Origin of the sequence: Marinomonas profundimaris, from assembly GCF_000508165.1 — a bacterium.
Taxonomy (GTDB): Bacteria; Pseudomonadota; Gammaproteobacteria; order Pseudomonadales; family Marinomonadaceae; genus Marinomonas; species Marinomonas profundimaris.
The window spans coordinates 83,830-103,558 of record NZ_AYOZ01000007.1; the positions used below are offsets into that span (position 1 = coordinate 83,830).

19 protein-coding genes are annotated in these 19,729 nt (G+C 39.1%); 1 reads left to right on the top strand and 18 read right to left on the bottom strand.

What is annotated here, in order from left to right:
• Positions 1-27 precede the first annotated feature (27 nt).
• The 18 genes from rfbA to D104_RS24705 all read right to left on the bottom strand — a co-directional run bounded on the left by rfbA (position 28) and on the right by D104_RS24705 (position 17,485).
• Positions 28-909, bottom strand: a complete 882-nt coding sequence (rfbA, locus tag D104_RS24620; RefSeq protein WP_024023311.1) for a glucose-1-phosphate thymidylyltransferase RfbA — start codon at positions 907-909, stop codon at positions 28-30.
• A gap of 10 nt (positions 910-919) precedes the next feature.
• Complete coding sequence (rfbB, locus tag D104_RS24625) at positions 920-2,002, bottom strand: dTDP-glucose 4,6-dehydratase (protein WP_036200678.1); 1,083 nt, start codon at positions 2,000-2,002, stop codon at positions 920-922.
• A 71-nt stretch (positions 2,003-2,073) separates the two neighbouring features.
• Positions 2,074-2,868 carry a glycosyltransferase family 2 protein gene (locus D104_RS24630; RefSeq protein WP_024023313.1) on the bottom strand — a complete coding sequence of 265 codons (795 nt, stop codon included), beginning with the start codon at positions 2,866-2,868 and terminating at the stop codon, positions 2,074-2,076.
• 28 nt (positions 2,869-2,896) lie between these two features.
• A complete protein-coding gene (locus D104_RS24635) occupies positions 2,897-3,607 on the bottom strand; it encodes a glycosyltransferase (protein ID WP_024023314.1) in 711 nt (236 codons plus the stop codon).
• A gap of 28 nt (positions 3,608-3,635) precedes the next feature.
• On the bottom strand, positions 3,636-4,493 hold the full coding sequence (locus tag D104_RS24640; RefSeq protein ID WP_024023315.1) for a hypothetical protein: 858 nt from the start codon (positions 4,491-4,493) through the stop codon (positions 3,636-3,638).
• Entirely contained in the window at positions 4,490-5,332 is an 843-nt protein-coding gene (locus D104_RS24645; RefSeq protein ID WP_024023316.1) for a hypothetical protein, read from the bottom strand. The genes D104_RS24640 and D104_RS24645 overlap by 4 nt, the downstream gene beginning before the upstream one ends.
• Positions 5,325-6,578 (bottom strand): oligosaccharide flippase family protein, encoded by a 1,254-nt coding sequence (locus tag D104_RS24650; protein ID WP_024023317.1) that lies wholly within the window; start codon positions 6,576-6,578, stop codon positions 5,325-5,327. The genes D104_RS24645 and D104_RS24650 overlap by 8 nt, the downstream gene beginning before the upstream one ends.
• 33 nt (positions 6,579-6,611) lie before the next feature.
• Entirely contained in the window at positions 6,612-7,514 is a 903-nt protein-coding gene (locus D104_RS24655) for a glycosyltransferase (protein ID WP_024023318.1), read from the bottom strand.
• Between the two features lie 96 nt (positions 7,515-7,610).
• The gene (locus tag D104_RS24660) at positions 7,611-8,534 is read right to left on the bottom strand and encodes an NAD-dependent epimerase/dehydratase family protein (protein WP_024023319.1); all 924 of its coding nucleotides are present in this window, start codon (positions 8,532-8,534) and stop codon (positions 7,611-7,613) included.
• The gene (locus tag D104_RS24665; RefSeq protein ID WP_024023320.1) at positions 8,531-10,243 is read right to left on the bottom strand and encodes a thiamine pyrophosphate-binding protein; all 1,713 of its coding nucleotides are present in this window, start codon (positions 10,241-10,243) and stop codon (positions 8,531-8,533) included. Before D104_RS24665 ends, D104_RS24660 begins: the two co-directional genes overlap by 4 nt.
• On the bottom strand, positions 10,243-11,559 hold the full coding sequence (rfbH, locus tag D104_RS24670) for a lipopolysaccharide biosynthesis protein RfbH (RefSeq protein WP_024023321.1): 1,317 nt from the start codon (positions 11,557-11,559) through the stop codon (positions 10,243-10,245). Before rfbH ends, D104_RS24665 begins: the two co-directional genes overlap by 1 nt.
• A complete protein-coding gene (gene rfbG / locus D104_RS24675) occupies positions 11,546-12,616 on the bottom strand; it encodes a CDP-glucose 4,6-dehydratase (protein ID WP_024023322.1) in 1,071 nt (356 codons plus the stop codon). The genes rfbH and rfbG overlap by 14 nt, the downstream gene beginning before the upstream one ends.
• Positions 12,617-12,618: 2 nt before the next feature.
• On the bottom strand, positions 12,619-13,392 hold the full coding sequence (gene rfbF, locus D104_RS24680) for a glucose-1-phosphate cytidylyltransferase (protein ID WP_024023323.1): 774 nt from the start codon (positions 13,390-13,392) through the stop codon (positions 12,619-12,621).
• A gap of 17 nt (positions 13,393-13,409) precedes the next feature.
• Positions 13,410-14,387: an FAD-binding oxidoreductase gene (locus tag D104_RS24685; RefSeq protein ID WP_024023324.1), complete on the bottom strand. Its 978-nt coding sequence runs from the start codon at positions 14,385-14,387 to the stop codon at positions 13,410-13,412.
• On the bottom strand, positions 14,381-14,896 hold the full coding sequence (locus tag D104_RS24690) for a GDP-mannose mannosyl hydrolase (RefSeq protein ID WP_024023325.1): 516 nt from the start codon (positions 14,894-14,896) through the stop codon (positions 14,381-14,383). Before D104_RS24690 ends, D104_RS24685 begins: the two co-directional genes overlap by 7 nt.
• Positions 14,896-15,861 (bottom strand): GDP-L-fucose synthase, encoded by a 966-nt coding sequence (gene fcl / locus D104_RS24695; RefSeq protein ID WP_024023326.1) that lies wholly within the window; start codon positions 15,859-15,861, stop codon positions 14,896-14,898. Before fcl ends, D104_RS24690 begins: the two co-directional genes overlap by 1 nt.
• Positions 15,861-16,988: a GDP-mannose 4,6-dehydratase gene (gene gmd, locus D104_RS24700; RefSeq protein ID WP_024023327.1), complete on the bottom strand. Its 1,128-nt coding sequence runs from the start codon at positions 16,986-16,988 to the stop codon at positions 15,861-15,863. The genes fcl and gmd overlap by 1 nt, the downstream gene beginning before the upstream one ends.
• 176 nt (positions 16,989-17,164) lie before the next feature.
• Positions 17,165-17,485, bottom strand: a complete 321-nt coding sequence (locus tag D104_RS24705; protein WP_024023328.1) for a MarR family EPS-associated transcriptional regulator — start codon at positions 17,483-17,485, stop codon at positions 17,165-17,167.
• A 574-nt stretch (positions 17,486-18,059) separates the two neighbouring features.
• Between D104_RS24705 and D104_RS24710 the strand changes: the two genes are divergently transcribed.
• On the top strand, positions 18,060-19,511 hold the full coding sequence (locus D104_RS24710; protein ID WP_024023329.1) for an MBL fold metallo-hydrolase RNA specificity domain-containing protein: 1,452 nt from the start codon (positions 18,060-18,062) through the stop codon (positions 19,509-19,511).
• Positions 19,512-19,729 lie beyond the last annotated feature (218 nt).

Sequence of the window (19,729 nt, forward strand, 5' to 3'; positions counted from 1 at the left end):
CACACTTACCTTTTACAGATAGTTTTTTTATTGATAACCATCAGCGACTTTAAGCAAATATTGACCATAACCTGTTTTTTTCAATGCTTCACCAGAAGCTCGCAATTGATCAGAGCCAATCCATTGCTGACGATAAGCAATCTCTTCTAAACAAGCGACCTTCAAACCTTGGCGGTGCTCAACGGTTTGCACAAACTGCCCAGCTTCTAACAAGGAATCATGTGTCCCCGTATCTAGCCAAGCAAAGCCACGCCCGAGCAAGGAAACATGCAAATCTCCACGGTTAAGATACGCTAAGTTCACATCGGTAATCTCTAGCTCGTCACGCACTGAAGGCTTAATTTGCTTAGCAATTTCAATCACATCATTATCATAAAAATACAAGCCAGTCACAGCATAAGAAGATTTTGGATTAGCAGGCTTCTCTTCAATACTAATGGCTTTACCAACATCATCAAATGCAACGACACCAAAACGTTCAGGGTCAGAAACATGATAACCAAAAACTGTCGCCCCTTTTTCAAGAGACGATGCTTGCTTTAATTTTTCAGAAAAATGTTGTCCGAAGAAAATATTATCCCCCAACACCAGCGCGACATTGTCATCGCCAATAAAGTCTTCACCTATTAGAAACGCTTGTGCCAAACCATCAGGAGTTGGCTGCACTGCATAAGTCAACTCAACACCAAACTGACTACCATCACCAAGCAAATGCTGAAAACTTGCTTGATCTTCCAGTGTCGTTATAATCAACACCTCATTGATCCCTGCCAACATCAAAACAGACAAAGGATAATAAATCATCGGCTTATCATAGATCGGCATCAGCTGCTTCGACGTTGCCAAAGTTAACGGATGCAAACGAGTACCACTACCGCCAGCAAGAATAATGCCTTTACGTTTTGTCATAGCCAAACCTTTACCCGTTGCCACCGATACGATGTAATTGATAGTCACCACTTAATACACGCTGCCACCAATCTTGATTGTCTAAATACCATTGTACCGTCTTGCGCATCCCGGTCTCAAAAGTTTCCTCTGGCTGCCACCCAAGATCATTGGCCATTTTGCTAGCATCAATGGCATACCGAACATCATGACCAGGACGATCTTTTACGTAAGTGATCAAATCTTGGTAAGCAGCAACGCCATTTGGTTTAGTTGGAACAAGCTCTTCCAACAAAGCACAGATCGTTTTCACCACATCAATATTACGTTTTTCGTTATGACCACCAATATTGTAGGTTTCACCAACTTTGCCCTCGATCGCCACTTTCACCAAGGCACGTGCGTGATCTTCCACATACAACCAATCACGAATTTGCGAACCATCACCATACACAGGCAAGGCTTTACCGGACAAGGCATTCAAAATCACATGAGGGATAAGCTTCTCGGGAAAGTGATAAGGGCCATAATTATTCGAACAATTGGTCACAACCGTCGGTAAACCATAAGTACGCAACCAAGTACGGACTAAATGGTCTGAACTGGCTTTGCTTGCAGAATAAGGCGAACTAGGCGCATAAGGCGTGGCTTCGGTAAATAGAGGTAACTCACCATCAACTTCATCTGGATGAGGTAAATCACCATAAACCTCATCGGTCGAAATATGATGAAAACGAAATGCCGCTTTTTTTTCGGCACCTAACCCCATCCAATACTTACGACTCGCTTCTAGCAAAGTATAAGTACCCACTATATTGGTCTGAATAAATTCACCAGGTCCATCAATGGATCGATCTACATGGCTTTCAGCAGCTAAATGCATCACAACATCCGGTTGATAAATATCAAACACTCGATCTAACTCAGACGCATCACAAATATCCACCTGCTCAAAAGCATAACTTTCATTTTGTAAAAATGTAGGGATTGATTCTAAATTTCCTGCATAAGTCAGTTTATCGACGTTTATTACAAAATCCTTAGCACTAGATAGCAGCCGCCGCACTACAGCACTACCTATAAAACCTGCACCACCGGTTATTAGAAACTTCACCATACACCTCAAAAACCTTATATAAAATAAATTAACAAACCGTAAATAATAAAATCATTTATTAAATAATTTTATTGCTTAATATTCAACAATAAACGCAACGGATATTTAATATATTCTAAGGAAACCGATAAAAAAATAAACCTTCTTGAAATATAGCCTTCCTTATAAAGCGAAAAAAGTACCAACATGTATGATTTATGCATTTCAACAATTGACCCAGTCAATCCACTTTCACCTATCGGTGATTTGAATCCGCCTGCTAACTTCTCATTTAAGTAAAAAAATCTTTTTTCTTTAAAATTTTCCAGCCAACATTTGTAATCATCAACTCTCCTGAATGACTCATCAAATCCCTTAAAACCATTTTTAACAACCATAACCGTAGGTGTAAAAAAAGGATTTCGATAAGAAAAAACATACTTTTTAACAAGCCTAACAGGAACATCATCAAATTCGACAAAGCTTTTATTTTTCAAGTTGTGGATATAACCATGCCCAGAAAGAAAGCAGTTATTTTTCTCCATAAAATTATATTGCAGCTTTATTTTTGAACAATGCCAAACATCATCAGAATCTAAAAAAGCTAAATATTTCCCTTTCGCATGTTTGATAGCTAAATTTCGACAATATGCTGCACCTTTATTTTCAGGAATAGAATATACAGAAATAGGTAAAAATGAACCATCAAGTCCATCTACAATAGCATTTAACTTCATATACTCTTCATGCTCACTTGAATCATTCACAATAATTATTTCTAGTGGCATAAGGGACTGTTTTAAAACAGACCTTAATGATAAAGCTATAGTATCAGAGGCATTAAAAAAAGGGATAATAACCGAAACAGAGCATACTTCAAACATAATGAACACCTAACCATTATAAAAACGACTACAATCGAGAGCGAATATACTGAAATAAATCATAAATAAAACCTTTTGTTTTTACGATGACAGAAAGCCCAGAGATATTACGAATTTTTGAATTCTGAAGAATAACTTTAAACGAAGAAGACTCCCCCCCTAAATTAAAATTAGACACTATAAAATCATGGCATGTAAAATCAAATTTCGCTTTCATCAATAAGCACATCAAATAGTCAGAACTTGATGAGAAAGACTCGTTAAAAGCAAGCGCCCCCATCAAATACTCTCTTTTGACAAACATTCCAGGATGTGGACAAGGCATAGAATAATCACGATCTATAGTGTTTTTTGGATTCCAAATAAAAAAACCACCATCGGATTTAATCACTCGAACTGAAAAAAGATGATTTTTATTACAATCTTTTTTTATAATTTCATAAGCATTAATTACACCATCTACATCAATATAATCATCAGAATTTGAAAACAAAACAAAATCACCTTTAGCTTTCTCTATACCTAGATTCATTGCATTATAGATACCCTCACCTTCTTGAAATATAATCTCACACTCAAAATTCCTACAAATCTCAACAGTTCCATCAACTGAATTACCATCAACGACTATATGTTGATAATTAATTTTATCTTTCAAAAAAGATATATTTCGCATACATTTTTCAATATGAGATTCACCATTCCTCACCACTGTAACAATACTAATCAAGATAGACATAAAATCTCCCACATTAAAATAAATTTTCTTAAAGCATAGAGTAGAGTCTATAAATTTCATATAAACAAACCAAAACCATACAAATAGAGACACTAAAATCTATAACTTTAACTTCAACATCCCTAAACTTCATTGAAAAATATATAAAGCTAAAAATCAAAACTCTTGTCGCAATAATAGGATTCCCTAAAATGATAAAAATAAATGTAAAGAAAATCAATATAAAAAAAAACTTAAAAGAAACCCCATTTGATTGGCACAACCTATAATAAATCATGGACAACAAAACCAATTCAAATAAAAGACCAAACCCAAATTCGTAATCACTATATTCTATATAATAAAAGATTTTTAATAAAACAAAATCTAACGCCCCCCCAAAAAAAAGAGCAAAAAAAACCAACGAAATTAAAGGATATAATACGATTGACCTTTTACTGAGTTGAACAAAGATCAAAATTAAGAAATTCCAATGACAGAATGGTGCCATATATTTAGATAATGCTGGAGAAACCAAGGAAAATATAAGCAAAGCTGGTGCGTATCTGACATTAATAAGAGGAATAACAAACCCCAATGTAACAATAAAAAAAACATTCAACAAGAATTTTTTTCTAACTGAAAAAAATATATAAGAGAGAACAATTAAGGTGGAAAAAAAAGTTAACAACCACACAAAACCTGTAAAACCATACAACATCTCTACTAGATAGAAATAAATATACGACAAAGGTTCATAGTAGGAGACACCATACTCAGTAGACCCTAATATATATTTAGCAAGATCTGCAGTTTTATTGGTCTCAATAATTCTTGTAGCAAAAAAAGAATTCAGTATTGGTAGAAAAAAAAATATTATAGAATAAAATAAAGAAACAGGCCTCATTTAAATCTCCTAGAGATATAATTTACAGCCCGGATTTTTATATCAGAAAAAAAACAATAAAAAATAACAGGAAAAAGTAAAAACCCTAAATCCACATCGATTAAATTCCTATATGCATAAGTCCTTTTATTAACAATACAAGACTCAGGTGAAAGCTTTAACGCCGCATAGTTCTCATGCCGGTGGATATATAAATTTGAACAGTGTTTCCTAAGAATAACGTTAAACAATGTCTGATCATGTCTAAATAACTTACAATCATGAATTATATTACTTCCTTTTTTATCTCTATTTCTCTCACTGAAAGAATACCCCATGCAAGCACCATTACTTGCAGCTAAGTAGGCATCATCAATTGCAGCTTTTATTTCTGGACATTTTTTATTTAGGCCTATATTACCTGCAGCAAAAACTTCATAATCTGGATCTAGGTTAGAACCGCCATATTTATTCATATAAGCCTTTGGTGTAATGTCTTCTAATCGCTGCCCTTGATCAACAAGAAAAAATCCATCTTTTTCTATCAAATCAAAAATATGATGAACATCTGAAAATACAATATTTCCAGCATCTAAATGAAAAAAAACATCACCAGCTGAATGTTTATATACATATATTTTCCAAGCGTAGCAATCAGACCATTTTTCATAAAAGTCATCTATTCGATTAACTGTAACATCCATTTTATTTAAAATTTCTTTCTGGATTTTGCTTAACCCCAAATCCCATACTTCAACAAAAATTAACTTATCGTTTGTTTTCCTAATCGAACCAATTAAGTTTAATAGCCGAGAAAAATATCTAGAATCAGAAGATATATTAACAATACGTTTACTCATTAGAATAGCCTTTAAAAAAAACCCTATACATCAAACACCTTATATCTTTTGTATCCTTCATTAACAAATACAGAAGAAAGTTAACAAAAAAAACATTAGCAACAGATATAAAAGCAATGACCTTAATCGATATCCCATCATAAAATAAAAAATAAGATAAGAAAGTAAAACATATTCCACAAACACTTCTTCTAATAGAAACCCAATATCTCAATGTGATTATCATATGCTGACCAAGCAACTGCCCCAACATCACAAAAGGAATACAAAGCGACAACACATTTAAATAGTATGAGCTTGTTTTATATTCTTCACCATAAATAAAACCAACCACATAAGAACCTAAAAAATTACAAAAAAAACACCACAACACACCGTAAAAAATAAAAACTCTAATTAGAACAACCATGCGCTGATCATAGTCTATTTTGTTTGTATTATACCAACGCACCATTTTAGGAAAAAACACTGTAAGCAATACAGTTGGTAAAATCAAAGCCACAGAGTTCAAATTAAGTGCAATACTATAATCTGCAATACCTTCAGAATCAGCTACATTCCCGACAAAAATAAAGTCCACTCTTGAATAGATCATTAGCAAGAGACAATTCAACCATAATGGAAATGATTTAGTCGCTAAATCTTTAATACTTTTTATCATCCCACCATAATCGAAAGAAAAATCAACATATTTAAAAACAAAAAAACATGAGATAATAAGAATAAATACATACTCGAACACATCTATAAGAAACTTATATTTATATTCACCAATCACAGAAAAAATATAAATTTTCATTGGAAAAAAAAGCAACGCAGACATGAAAGTTATAACAAATAGTTTTTTATTTTCCATCAAAGAAGCAAAAACAACTTCAGAAAAATTAAAAACCAACATCAATACCAATACCAATACAATAAAAAACAGTTCATTACCAATAGAGAACTTATTAATTAAATGATAGAGTATGATTGAGGCAAGAATCATAGATAAAAAAAGGCGTATAAAAAGATAGCATATAAAATCATGAAGTATAACCTTACCATTTTCAGCTATTTTCTTTCCGAAAACCGTATCGACACCACCACCAATAAGAACAATAGATGAAGTTATAAGCATGCTTATATATGCATAAACACCAAACACGTCTTTATCCATACTCTTTGCTGCAAGCACAGACAGAAAAAAAGGGACACCTAGTTTCAAAATCCTATCAAAAAAATTGAAAAAAAATTGAATCTTCATATGTAAACCGAATTTATGTAAAAAAAGTAAGAATCATTCATTTTTTATTTTGTTATATAAAATACGAAAGAGTGCATAGCGCAAAAAAAATCTTCTTAACTTAATCCTTAGGTAAATCTTAAATCTTCTACTAAAAGACAAGGTTAAAAAATTTTTTTTGGGTCTTCCTCCTAACTCTTTATACCTCTCTGAAAACATTAACATATGCATTGACCAATATAAGTTCCAAGCTGCATATTGTGAAACTGCATCGATGCAAAAATCTACATCCTTAAATTTTCTATTACCTTCATAAATTTTCTCAACACACTCCTGCATTTTATTACATGCATTATCTCTAGTTAAAAATCCAGCTTCAATACCACCATAATTAATACTACTTCTTATGAAAGAATCATAGGTAGCATGAGTATTGTGTATAATCATTTCACTCCGTTCTAAATGTAAATATAACCTTTTCCGTTCATCTTTTATAGAGAAAGGAACATGTAGTTCACCTGTATAAACAATCCTATTTTTATTGAAAAAGAATGGGAAATACGCCACATCCCACGGTGAGTTTTTCACATTGGATCCGAAACAATGATATTTCCTTGGCACCATTACAATATCTATGGTATTCATTTTTCCAGATTCAATCAATTCTACAAACTTAAACCAAAACTTATCTGGAACCACTTCAGAAGCAACACATACAAAAACCCAATCATACTTTGCAAACTCATTATATAGTAAAAAATCATCTTCTCCTTTATTAGAATAAGGGAAAGATATAACCCTAGCTGAAGGATAAAATTCAAATATTATATTTCTAGTATTGTCAGTTGATGATTTATCAATAATAACAATATCATCGCAGTGCCCTACGATAGAATCTAAAATCATTCGAATTCTATTTTCTTCATTATATACCGGAATCATTATACTAAATTCCATACTACATCCTGCATGTGAAAATTAATTAGATTATTTTAATTACTTGCCCTGCTCTCATAAAAAAAGTAAAGCCAAGAGTTTAAAACATTATAAAACTCAATTAACTTCTATTTTTCTAATTTCATTAACCAAACCAGATAAAGATTCAAACCTAGGATTAAAGTCTATGTTAGGAACTCGAAAATTAGAAAAATAGTTTTCTTTAAAACCCGTGCTATTTATCCCTGCGCACTCTACTATTTCATAGGTCAATCCAAGTTCCTTTTGAAAGAAACTCAAAAGAGAAAACTTATCAACAGGAGATTTCGTATAACAATCAATAGGATAATTTTTTTTTGATGAATAAATTATAGATAATATAAGTCGATAAAAATCAGGCGGAGTTATATAGTCTCTCACTATATTCACTGCGCTTGTTTTTAAAACCCCTTTGTTTTTTATAGCACGAACAATATCTGTAACTAAAAAACGTGCATTAATATCTTGTGTACAACTAAAATAATTAAAAACTCGAACATCTATAATAGAGCGATCACTCATTGCGCGATGTTTTGCTTCAGCATACAGTTTTGCAATGGTATACCAGTCTGTTGATTTAAGGTTATTAACATTAACCTTAGCAACCGTGTCTTTATCAACCGCCTCTTCAAAGTCACCTCCATAAACAGCACCGCTACTCATAAATATATACTTACAGAAAGAGTGAGCTTGTAAATAGCACATCGCGAGGTCATCGTACTGCTCCGTAACTTCGAAAATTTTAGCCCCCATCTCTTTAGCTTGAGCAGGGTCGCCAACACCAACAAAGTTGATAAGAACGTCAAAGTCGTATGCAGAAGGAAAATCAGCATACTCTAAATTGGGGTAACCAATACTTACATTTAGGTTTTTAAATTGATTAGCTACTTTTTCAGGAGACCGTGAAAACATAACGATATTATGATCATTATCTTCCTCGTTAAAAGATAAAATCAAATCCTTCGCAATTTGGCTGCTAGCGCCGAGAATACCAATGTTCATTTTTTTTCAACTATTTGGGGAGACTGCTGATCTAACGTATTCCCATATTCCAATCTTGGCCGACACTCTCTCGCATCCTGCATGATAACTTCAACCAGTAATGGCGTAGGATTCTTTATAAATTGACTCACAGCGACTTCAAACTCTTGGAACGAAGCGACTCTGACTGACTGGGTTTGATAACCTTGCGATATTTTCTGAAAATCACAGCCATATCCCCCCCAATAAGTGGAAGAATTACGGCCATCAAAGTACAGTTCTTGAAACCCGCGAACCATACCCAATGAGTAGTTATTCATGAGCACGATCATGACAGGCAAGTCTTCGCGCGCTATGATGTCAAGCTCTTGAATGTTCAACTGAATCCCACCGTCACCTGTTATCACAACAACAGCGTCATTAGTGGCGTAATGCAAGCCTATGCCAGTTGGTAGAGCAAACCCCATTGCACCTAACCCACCGGAATGGTGACAAGCTTGATTTTTATGAATTCTAAGCGTATGCGCAGCCCACATCTGGTTATTACCTACATCGGCAACATACTGAACAGACTTATCTCTAAACTTTTCGTTTAGACAGCTAAACAACTGAAATGGGCTTATGGACCAATCACTGTACTCGTCGATACCCAAGAAGGATTCTTTCTCTTTCAACTCAAGGTTCCAAGCGCCGGTTTTTTGGGCGAGTTCTTGAGTACTTAAGAAGCTTAAAACATCATCAATATTTGCGTGTATCGACTCGCACTTTACTCTATTACTCAATTGAGATTTGTCCAAGTCTACTTGTATAATTTTGGCATTTTTAGCAAATTTTTCAACTTTAGCGCCCGTTTGTCGGACATCTAAACGACTGCCTAAGACAACAAGCAAATCACAATTTTGCAGTGCATAATTAGCTGTTCTTGTTCCGTAAGCCCCAATCATCCCAAAATATGAATCCGTAACAATAACTTTCTCAGATCCTTTTAGACTTGAAACATATGGGATGTTGGCATTTGATAAATCATCAAGAAAACCCTCAAGAAACTTCGAATTAGCTGCACCTCCCCCCAATAAAAAGAGTGGTTTTTTCGCCTGATTCACGTATTCAATTAAATTATCGTATCTTTGAAGTTGATGTGTGGCTATCGCACTTTTCTTGTTCTGCTCAATAGCACTTAACACTTCTTCTACAAGATAATCATCAATTTCAGCACGCTGAACATCCATGGGGATATCTAACAATACTGGGCCAGGCCTGCCCTCTAGAGCGACATCAATTGCAAACTGCAACTGCTTAGGCAAAAGATTTGGATCTAGTGTTTGTACTGCGTATTTTGTAATGCTATCGACGAGTGCAACACTGTCTAATTCTTGAAAGCCTTGTTGACGAATACCTAGCTCACCTTTCAATTCATGAGTATTCACCTGACCAGTCAAAAAAATACACGGATGACTGTCTAACCAGCAATCAGCGATGCCTGTAATTAAGTTTGTCGCACCAGGGCCGCTCGTTCCCAACGCTACACCCAGCTGCTTATGATTACTTGCTCTCGCTATCGCACCAGCAGCAAAAGCAGCTCCTTGCTCATGGTGCATAGAGATCAGCTTAGTCTTACCGTATTGATTAATACTATCGACCAAATGAGTAATCATGCCACCAATGAGTTCAAAACCATAAGTCACATTATTAGCAGCTAAAATTTTTGCTACGGCATCAGACACTTTCATTAGAAATTCACACCAAAAAATTCTTCTAGCTTTTCCGCGATATAGTTCAAATGCTCTTCACCTAATCCTGGGTATATGCCCAACCAAAGGGTTTGATTCATCGTGATATCAGTGTTGGTCAGTTCACCCACAATTCTATAATCCATGCCTTCAAAATAAGGCTGACGAATCAGGTTTCCAGCAAACAACAAGCGTGTACCGATTTTACATTGATCCAAGTATTTAGTCAGATCAACGCGATTAACGCCGGCTGTCGCTTTAAGCGTAACCGGAAAACCAAACCAAGAAGGGGTAGAGTTTTCAGTGGGTTCTGTTAGCTCAATGAAGTCAGTCACCGACGCAAGACGATTTTTTAAGTAATCAAAATTCGAGTTACGTTTCTCAATAAACTCAGGCAAACGTTTCAATTGTGCTAAACCACACGCGGCTTGCATGTCAGTAATTTTAAGGTTGTAGCCTAGGTGTGAATATGTGTATTTATGATCATAACCTTGTGGCAAAGAACCTAACTGCATGTTGAAACGTGTGCCACAAGTATTGTCGCACCCAGGCTTACAGTAACAATCGCGCCCCCAATCTCGAAACGACTCAGCAATAGAGATAAGCTGGCTATTATTGGTGAAAACGGCACCGCCTTCACCCATCGTCATGTGATGCGCAGGATAAAAGCTAAGTGTCGCAATATCGCCCCACGTGCCTACCATCTTGCCGTCAAATTTAGCTCCTAATGCATCACAGCAGTCTTCCACTAGCCAAAGATTGTATTTTGCGCATAAGGCTTTGACTTTACCAAGATTAAAAGGGTTGCCTAATGTGTGAGCCAGCATAATGGCTTTTGTTTTTGGAGTGATCGCGGCTTCAATCAAGTCAGCATTGATGTTGTGAGTGGTTAAATCCACATCAACAAAAACAGGCACTGCACCAAACTGTACGATAGGGTTAACCGTGGTGGGAAAACCCGCCGCGACTCCGATGACTTCATCGCCTTTTTTAATCGCGCGCTCGCCTAACTTAGACGATGTCAGCGCACTAAAAGCCACAAGATTCGCAGACGATCCAGAGTTGACTGTAATAAGGTGTTTAATGCCAATGAACTCAGCCAATTCTTTTTCAAACTGTTCATTAAAGCGGCCAGTCGTTAGCCAGCCATCTAAAGAGGCTTCAACCATGTACTGCAATTCTGTTGCACCAATCACCTTACCGGAAGGTGGTACGACGGTTTCGCCAGCCACGAAGAGTTTTTCTTGGTATTGCAACTTGGCATATTGCTCAACTAGTGAGGCGATTTCAGTACGTAATGTTTCAGTGGTTTGCATGGTGCATATCTCTCATATAATCGTTTATTTCGTTCAGACAAGCTTGTTGCATATTGTCGTTATTTAACCAAGCTTTGTGCCAAGTAATGATCTTGCTTAGGGTTTGTTCCAAGTGCCATGTTGGCTGCCAATGCAATCTAGATTTAGCTTTGGAAATATCCAGTTTAAGGTAACCTGCTTCATGGGGATGTGCGTTGCTATCCAATTGCCACGAAGCATTGGGCCATTTTGATACCATCTGATTGAGTATCCAATCCACGGGTTTGGCGTCATCTTCGGCTGGCCCAAAATTCCATCCTTCGGCGTATGCATCAGGCTTGTTGTAAAGGTGTTCTGCTAACACTAAATACCCAGCCAATGGCTCAAGCACGTGCTGCCAAGGACGAGTAGAGGCTGGATTGCGGATAACCACAGGAATCTCTTTTTCAAAAGCTCTTAGTATATCTGGAATCAGACGATCTGCGGCCCAATCCCCTCCACCAATCACGTTACCCGCACGAGCAGACGCCAGCCCAACACCTTTTTCTTGCATAAAAGAACGGCGATAAGCCGATGCCACAAGCTCAGCACAGCCTTTTGAACTGCTGTATGGGTCATAACCGCCCATGGCTTCATCTTCGCGATAACCCCATACCCATTCTTTATTCTCATAGCATTTGTCGGTTGTCACACTGACAATGGCTTTTACATTGGCACATGCTCTGGCCGCTTCTAAAACCTTAGCGGTCCCCATCACGTTAATGTCATAAGTCTCAAGCGGCTCATGATAAGACAATCTCACAAGGGGCTGTGCAGCCATATGAATGACAATGTCTGGATTGAAACCAATCATGCTAGCAGACATTTGCGCAAGGTCTCGAATATCACCGATTTCTGATTCGATCAGATCAGCCACATTCGCCACATTAAATAAGCTGGGCTGGGTTGGCGGGGCTAAAGCGTAGCCCTTTACAATCGCTCCCATATCGACCAACCAAAGAGACAGCCAACTGCCTTTAAATCCCGTATGCCCAGTAAGGTAGACTCTTTTACCTTGCCAAAACGCTGAATTCACCATGGTTATTCCCAACTTTTCCAAGGGGCCTTTCCGGATTGCCATAATTCTTCAAGATGCACTTTATCTCGTAGCGTATCCATTGGTTGCCAAAAACCTTCGTGCTCAAACGCCATCAATTGTCCATCTTGGGCCAATCCAATCAAGGGCTCTTGCTCCCAGACACTACCGTCTCCAGTAATGCGTTCTAGCACTTTAGGAGACAATACAAAGAACCCCCCATTAATCATGGCCCCATCGCCCTTGGGTTTTTCTTTAAAACTTTTTACTTGCCCCCGTTTGATGTCTAATGCGCCAAAACGGCCCGGTGGATAAGTCGCCGTTAACGTTGCTTGCTTTCCATGGTGTTTGTGAAAAGCAATTGACGCTGATATGTCGATATCCCCCACGCCATCGCCATAGGTAAAACAAAAGGCATCTTCGTCTTTTACATATTCTGCCACTCGGCCTAGACGACCGCCTGTCATCGACTCATCGCCCGTATCCACAAGCGTTACAGTCCATGGTTCAGCACGTTTTTCATGTACTTCCATACGGTTGTCTTTCATATTAAAAGTCACGTCAGACATATGAAGAAAATAGTTAGCAAAATATTCTTTGATTACATACCCCTTATACCCGCAACATATGATGAAGTCGTTAATGCCATGTGCAGAATACATTTTCATGATGTGCCACAGTATCGGCTTACCACCGATCTCCACCATAGGCTTTGGACGAGTGCTGGTTTCTTCACTGAGTCGAGTACCCAATCCACCGGCTAAAATAACTGCTTTCATTTACAATTTCCTTTAGTCTAAAAACTTTGCACAAAGGCATCAGAGTGAAATCTATTTTCAGGCAAGCCTGAGGCTATAAATTGTTGTTTCGCTGATTGGATCATGGCATTTGAGCCACAAGCGTACACAACGGTATTTCCAAGACTAGAGAGTCTCGTCAACGCGATATCTTGCACATAGCCCGTTTCACCTGCCCAATCAGCCACAGGTCGAGACAACACGTTACAAAAATCCACTTTTAACTTATGAAAGTCCGCTTGCCAAACAAACTCTTCTGGGAATCGATTGCCCCAGTAAACCGTAATAGGATTGCCCTGTTGATAATTCGCATCCTGCTCTAGACTTTGTAATATTGATTTTATCGGTGCAATTCCTGTACCTGTCGCCAAAAAAACCAAGGGCTGATGAGCATCACGTAAAAAGAAAGTGCCTTTTGGCCCTTCAATTCTTAGCAAGTCATTGGCTTGTATTTTATTAAACCAATAGTCACTCATCTGACCGTTTTCAAAGCGCTTAATCAGCAAAGTAATTTCTTTTTCTGAACTTATGCTCGCAATAGAATAACTGCGACGAATCGAGTTCCAAATAACATCCGCATACTGGCCTTCAATAAATTGAAAATTGGCCGTTGGAGGCAAACGAAGTCTGACTTCCACGATGTTATCACTCAAATAAGCAACATGACTCACACGAGCCGGCAATGTTTTTATTTCGATACCGTGCAGAGCACTCAAATCAACAGAGTCTATCTCAAGATCGGTAGCAGCAGCACAACAGCAGGTAAGAATTTTATCCTCTCTTCGTTCCTGATCAGTAAGTGCTAATTGCGCTTGCAATTCAACAACCTTACCTGTTAATAGAGTTGTCTTACACACACCACATTGACCATTTTTACAGCTGTATTCAAACACCAAATCGGATTTTAATGCAGCATCTAATATTGACTGCTCTTCGAGCCCATCAAATTGTTTGCCTTCAGTTGTGAGAATTAGCATTTTATATCTACCAAATTTTTGTTTCTTAGATACCTATCATTTAACAGTTGACTATGAATACAATCAACAAACACTTTACTGTATTCATGCACAGTCACATCTTGATTCAGTTCGTCTAATGAAATCCAACGATACTCTTGGTACTGAGCAGTAGGTAAATCTAAAACCGTCTCTTCAGGTAATTGAATTAAATATGACGCATTAATGTAATGTGTGGAAATATCTTCCCCAAACACACTGTCGCTGTAAAAATGATCATATAAACCTAGCTGCGTGGCATATAAATAATCAAACTCAAACCCCAATTCAGTACGTGTAATACGTGAAAAAGCCTCTACGAGAGATTCATCTTTGAACACTCTACCACCTGGCACAAACCAATACCCCTTGGCAGGCGCATTTTTTCGTTTTCCGACCAAGATTTGTTTCTGCTCGTTCAGCACCACTAAATCCATTGAAAACAGTGGCGCCGATCTGACCAGATGTTTAAAGTCTTCTGTCGATAACATTAGTGTCTAAAGCCCATTTGATTTGCCAAAAACCACGCATAGCTTTTGGTTAAGCCTTGCTCCAAGCCAATCGTCGATTTCCAACCTAACCTTTCCAAACGAGATACATCCATGAGCTTTCTAGGCGCACCGTCTGGCTTACTGGTGTCCCATTCGATTTTCCCTTGGTAGCCGACTACTGTCGCAACCGTTTCGGTCAGTTCTTTGATCGTGCAATCAATGCCACTGCCCACGTTAATATGAGATAACATCGGCTGTGTTTCTTTCTGATAAGTGGCATCGTCTAAATTCATCACGAAAATAGATGCAGCAGCCATGTCATCCACATACAAAAACTCACGCATAGGTGACCCTGTACCCCATGCATTTACCACAGGTGCATTAGCTTCTTTTGCTTCATGAAAGCGACGAATCAAGGCTGGAATCACATGACTGTTTTCTGGATGAAAATTATCACCAGGACCATAAAGGTTTGTCGGCATCACACTACGATAGTCACGACCATATTGACGGTTATAACTTTCACACAGCTTGATTCCCGCGACCTTCGCAATGGCATACGGTTCATTGGTGGGCTCTAACGTTGCCGTTAACAGAGCGTCTTCACGCATAGGTTGTTCAGCTAATTTAGGGTAAATACAGGAAGACCCTAAAAAGAGCAGTTTTTGTACATCATGCAAATGCGCGGCGTGTATAATGTTCGCTTCAATCATCAGGTTCTGATAAATAAAGTCCGCTGGGTAAGTATTGTTCGCATGAATCCCCCCCACCTTAGCGGCCGCCAAATACACCTGATCAATCGACTGCTCTGCAAAAAAGGCTTGCACAGCTTGCTGATTTATCAAATCCAATTCATTGCGGGCGGCGGTAATAATTTCGTTATTAGGGTCTTGAGACAGTTGGCGCACTAAGGCGCTGCCTACCATCCCATTGTGACCCGCAACAAAAATACGTTGCTTAGCCATTAACGCGCTTCCTCTAACGATACAGAGACATCATGACCGTGCGACTTCAAGAAGGCATGTCGTTGCGCTACTTTTAAGTCTTCCGATACCATCTCAGCACACATTTCTTGTACTGTGATCTCCGGTGTCCAGCCAAGCTTCTGTTTCGCTTTACTAGGATCACCCAACAAGGTTTCCACTTCCGCAGGGCGGAAATAACGTGGGTCAATCTGTACCACCACATCACCTACTTTCAAGGCTGGTGCTTTATCGCCTTCGATAGCCGTTACAATGGCTTTTTCATCTACACCTTGGCCTTCAAATGTCAAACTAATGCCTAGCTCTTTCGCAGACCATTCGATGAACTGGCGTACGGAATATTGCACACCTGTTGCGATAACAAAGTCTTCTGGCTGATCTTGTTGTAACATCATCCACTGCATGCGCACATAGTCTTTGGCATGACCCCAATCACGTAATGCGTCCATGTTGCCCATGTGCAAGCACTTCTCTAAACCTTGTGCAATGTTTGCCAAACCTCGGGTAATCTTACGAGTAACGAAGGTTTCACCACGACGTGGTGATTCATGGTTAAATAAAATTCCGTTACACGCATACATGCCGTACGATTCGCGGTAGTTCACCACGATCCAGTAAGCGTACATTTTCGCCACAGCGTATGGGGAGCGCGGGTAAAAAGGCGTGGTTTCTTTTTGCGGCGTTTCTTGTACAAGGCCATAAAGCTCAGACGTAGACGCTTGATAAAACTTAGTGGTTTTTTCCAAACCTAGTAGACGAATAGCTTCCAGCAAACGCAATGTGCCCATCGCGTCCACATCGGCTGTGTACTCAGGGGATTCAAACGACACAGCCACGTGAGATTGAGCACCTAAGTTGTATACTTCATCTGGCTTCACTTCTTGCAGTATGCGAGTCAAATTTGAAGAGTCGGTCAAATCACCATAATGAAGAATAAAATTGGCGTTATCTACATGAGGGTCTTGATAAATATGATCTACTCGCTGTGTGTTAAAAGAAGAAGCGCGACGCTTAATACCATGGACTTCATAGTCTTTTTCTAATAAGAATTCCGCTAGATAAGAGCCGTCTTGGCCTGTTACACCGGTGATAAGGGCTTTTTTCTTCATTTTTTCATTTCCATTTTAATTTGATATTTCAATTCAATTAAACGTCAGATCACGACTTCGCTCCTCGTCTCATCTGACCAACAAATTACATTGTCGGCCTAAAGGCGCGACCTACATAATCCGTGTTTTACCGTGGAACAACTTCTGTCGGCCTATAAGGCGCGACCTACAACAAGTTATGATTTCACTTCTTGGCGCAGTTGCTCTATTTCTTTTTCTAGTTCTTCGTGTTCTTTCAGTTTTCGTTGTAAGAAACACTGTGTCAGGATTACTTTTTCTTCTATGCCTTTTGGGGTTAATAGGTATAAATAACCCACTTTGTTGGTGCTGTTTTTAAAGTTTTCGGCTTTTACGGAACCTTTTTCTATTAGCGCTTTTAAGCAAAAGTTGGCTTTGCCTAAGCTAATACCTAGACGCTTTGCTAACTGGCGCTGGCTGATGTTTGGGTCTTGTTGTAGTTCTTTTAATATTTTGTAGCGGTATTCGTCGGTTAACATTTAGGCACCTTAGATGTATGACTAAGTGTTGTGTGTAAAAATGATAAAAAATCGGCGTGGAAAGGTGTGGTGTATGACGGTGTGAGTAAGCTTTCCATGCATTTACCTCGTTTGATGCTATCCGTTTTTTTACAAAAGAACTATTAACCCCATCCTAGCCTTCCCCTTGAAGAAAAGGGAAGGAACAGTGCGAGAGCTGTCCGGTCATTCACCTTCCCTTGATGCAAAAAAAGGGGGAAGGGACAAATATATGCTGCGTTCAATTAGTGAACGATGATAATTCATGATGTGTAATTATGCAAAGAATGTGTCTGAAAAGAGTTTGTAAGGTGGGCGTTTTTTAAAACGCTTGGGAGTATAAGGATATGTTTAGTTTGGCTGCGACCTTGGAAGAAAGGAAAATACAGACATTTACCCCATCCTAGCCTTCCCCTTGAAAAGGGGAAGGAACAGTACAAGTGCAAAACCCCATCCTAGTATTCCCCTTGAAAAGGGGAAGGAACCGTTAGGTTGATGCTGGTTAGGTTTGTAGTTTAATCTTGGCTCTTCTTTAAAACGATACATAGGGATTTGTATGTTGTCTATTAAGCATCACGGTGCGGTGCAGGGTGTAACTGGATCTTGTCATGAGTTGTTTGTTGATTCTGATCAGTCTGTGTTGGTGGATTGCGGGTTGTTTCAAGGAGCGGAGACGTCCGGATCTGGGGCAGATTCAAATCGATTGGAAATAGACTTTGATCTTTCTGCTGTTCAGGCATTGGTGATTACTCACGTTCATATCGACCATGTCGGTCGTTTGCCTTATTTGTTGGCCGCTGGGTTTACGGGGCCGATTTATTGCTCGAAGCCGAGCGCAGCGCTGTTGCCTCTGGTTATTGAGGACGCGCTTAAAGTCGGTGTCACTCGCAATGCCAGTATTATTAAAGCCTGTCTAGATAGATTGGCGTCTCAGTTAGTCCCGTTGGATTATAAAGAATGGGCGAATATTCCTTTAACTTCAAACAATGCCACCAAAGTACAGGTGCGACTTTGTCGAGCTGGGCATATTTTGGGTTCGGCGTATGTGATTTTTCGGGTTGAGGGTGGTGATTTTTGTCGGCCCAAAGGCACGCCTTACAAGAAATATTGGGATGTGGTGTTTTCTGGAGACTTGGGGGCGCCCTACTCTCCGCTTTTGTCCGCGCCTCAGTCGCCTTATCGGGCGGATCAACTCGTTTTAGAAAGCACGTACGGCAATCGAAATCATGAAAACCGTGCAACAAGGCGCGAGCATTTGCAGCAAAGTTTAGAACACGCCTTGAGCGATTCTGGCACGGTGTTAATTCCTGCTTTTAGTATTGGCCGCACTCAAGAACTGCTGTATGAGCTGGAACATATTATTCATCAGAATAAGCAAAAAGCTGTGAGTCGGACTCGCTCTGGGGTTTCGTTACATTGGGAAGACATCGATATTATTATCGATTCACCGTTGGCAAGCCGATTTACTAAGGTGTATCACTCTTTAGCGAATTTTTGGGACAGCGAAGCAAAGCGCCGTGTGAGCTCGGGGCGACACCCGCTGAGCTTTGAGCAAGTGACCACGATTGATTCTCATAAAACGCACTTGCAAACAGTGTCTTATTTGCAGCGACAAACTCGCCCCGCGATTGTCATTGCCGCGTCTGGTATGTGTGCTGGCGGACGCATTGTGAATTATTTGAAAGCACTGTTGGGTGACGAGCGCAATGACATCTTGTTTGTAGGGTATCAAGCCGCAGGAACGCCAGGGCGTGATATTTTACGATACCACGATAAACCCAACGGTTTTGTGATGTTTGACGGGGAGCGTTTCGACATTAACGCAAAAGTACAGCAGATCAGTGGGTATTCCGCCCACGCAGGGCAACGAGATTTATTGAATTTTATTAAGCGCATGCGAGTGAAGCCCGAAAGAGTGCATTTAGTGCATGGGGATGATGGCGCCAAACGGACGTTAAAAAAGATGATTGAAATAGATCACCCAGAATGTGACGTAGTGGTGCCGTAGGGCATTTGCGAAGCGTGATGTACCAGTGTGCGTCAGTTTCATCTTTAAACGTCAGATCACGCCTCATTCCTCGGCTAATCTGACCTACGGGGTGGTGATTTGATTCGAGGGTTTCGTAGGGCATCATTAGCGAAGCGTGATGTGCCGGTGTGCGTCAGTTTCACCTTTTAAACGTCAGATCACGCCTCATTCCTCGGCTAATCTGACCTACGGGGTGG

Bases quoted from the DNA above. Each gene is read 5' to 3' on its own strand.
- D104_RS24640 (WP_024023315.1), bottom strand. From the start codon at position 4,493: ATGAGGCCTGTTTCTTTATTTTATTCTATAATATTTTTTTTTCTACCA.
- D104_RS24710 (WP_024023329.1), top strand. From the start codon at position 18,060: ATGTTGTCTATTAAGCATCACGGTGCGGTGCAGGGTGTAACTGGATCT.
- D104_RS24690 (WP_024023325.1), bottom strand. From the start codon at position 14,896: ATGTTATCGACAGAAGACTTTAAACATCTGGTCAGATCGGCGCCACTG.
- D104_RS24650 (WP_024023317.1), bottom strand. From the start codon at position 6,578: ATGAAGATTCAATTTTTTTTCAATTTTTTTGATAGGATTTTGAAACTA.
- D104_RS24705 (WP_024023328.1), bottom strand. From the start codon at position 17,485: ATGTTAACCGACGAATACCGCTACAAAATATTAAAAGAACTACAACAA.
- D104_RS24660 (WP_024023319.1), bottom strand. From the start codon at position 8,534: ATGAACATTGGTATTCTCGGCGCTAGCAGCCAAATTGCGAAGGATTTG.
- D104_RS24665 (WP_024023320.1), bottom strand. From the start codon at position 10,243: ATGAAAGTGTCTGATGCCGTAGCAAAAATTTTAGCTGCTAATAATGTG.
- rfbG (WP_024023322.1), bottom strand. From the start codon at position 12,616: ATGGTGAATTCAGCGTTTTGGCAAGGTAAAAGAGTCTACCTTACTGGG.
- rfbA (WP_024023311.1), bottom strand. From the start codon at position 909: ATGACAAAACGTAAAGGCATTATTCTTGCTGGCGGTAGTGGTACTCGT.
- D104_RS24655 (WP_024023318.1), bottom strand. From the start codon at position 7,514: ATGGAATTTAGTATAATGATTCCGGTATATAATGAAGAAAATAGAATT.
- rfbF (WP_024023323.1), bottom strand. From the start codon at position 13,392: ATGAAAGCAGTTATTTTAGCCGGTGGATTGGGTACTCGACTCAGTGAA.
- gmd (WP_024023327.1), bottom strand. From the start codon at position 16,988: ATGAAGAAAAAAGCCCTTATCACCGGTGTAACAGGCCAAGACGGCTCT.
- D104_RS24635 (WP_024023314.1), bottom strand. From the start codon at position 3,607: ATGTCTATCTTGATTAGTATTGTTACAGTGGTGAGGAATGGTGAATCT.
- D104_RS24630 (WP_024023313.1), bottom strand. From the start codon at position 2,868: ATGTTTGAAGTATGCTCTGTTTCGGTTATTATCCCTTTTTTTAATGCC.
- D104_RS24685 (WP_024023324.1), bottom strand. From the start codon at position 14,387: ATGCTAATTCTCACAACTGAAGGCAAACAATTTGATGGGCTCGAAGAG.
- D104_RS24645 (WP_024023316.1), bottom strand. From the start codon at position 5,332: ATGAGTAAACGTATTGTTAATATATCTTCTGATTCTAGATATTTTTCT.
- rfbH (WP_024023321.1), bottom strand. From the start codon at position 11,559: ATGCAAACCACTGAAACATTACGTACTGAAATCGCCTCACTAGTTGAG.
- fcl (WP_024023326.1), bottom strand. From the start codon at position 15,861: ATGGCTAAGCAACGTATTTTTGTTGCGGGTCACAATGGGATGGTAGGC.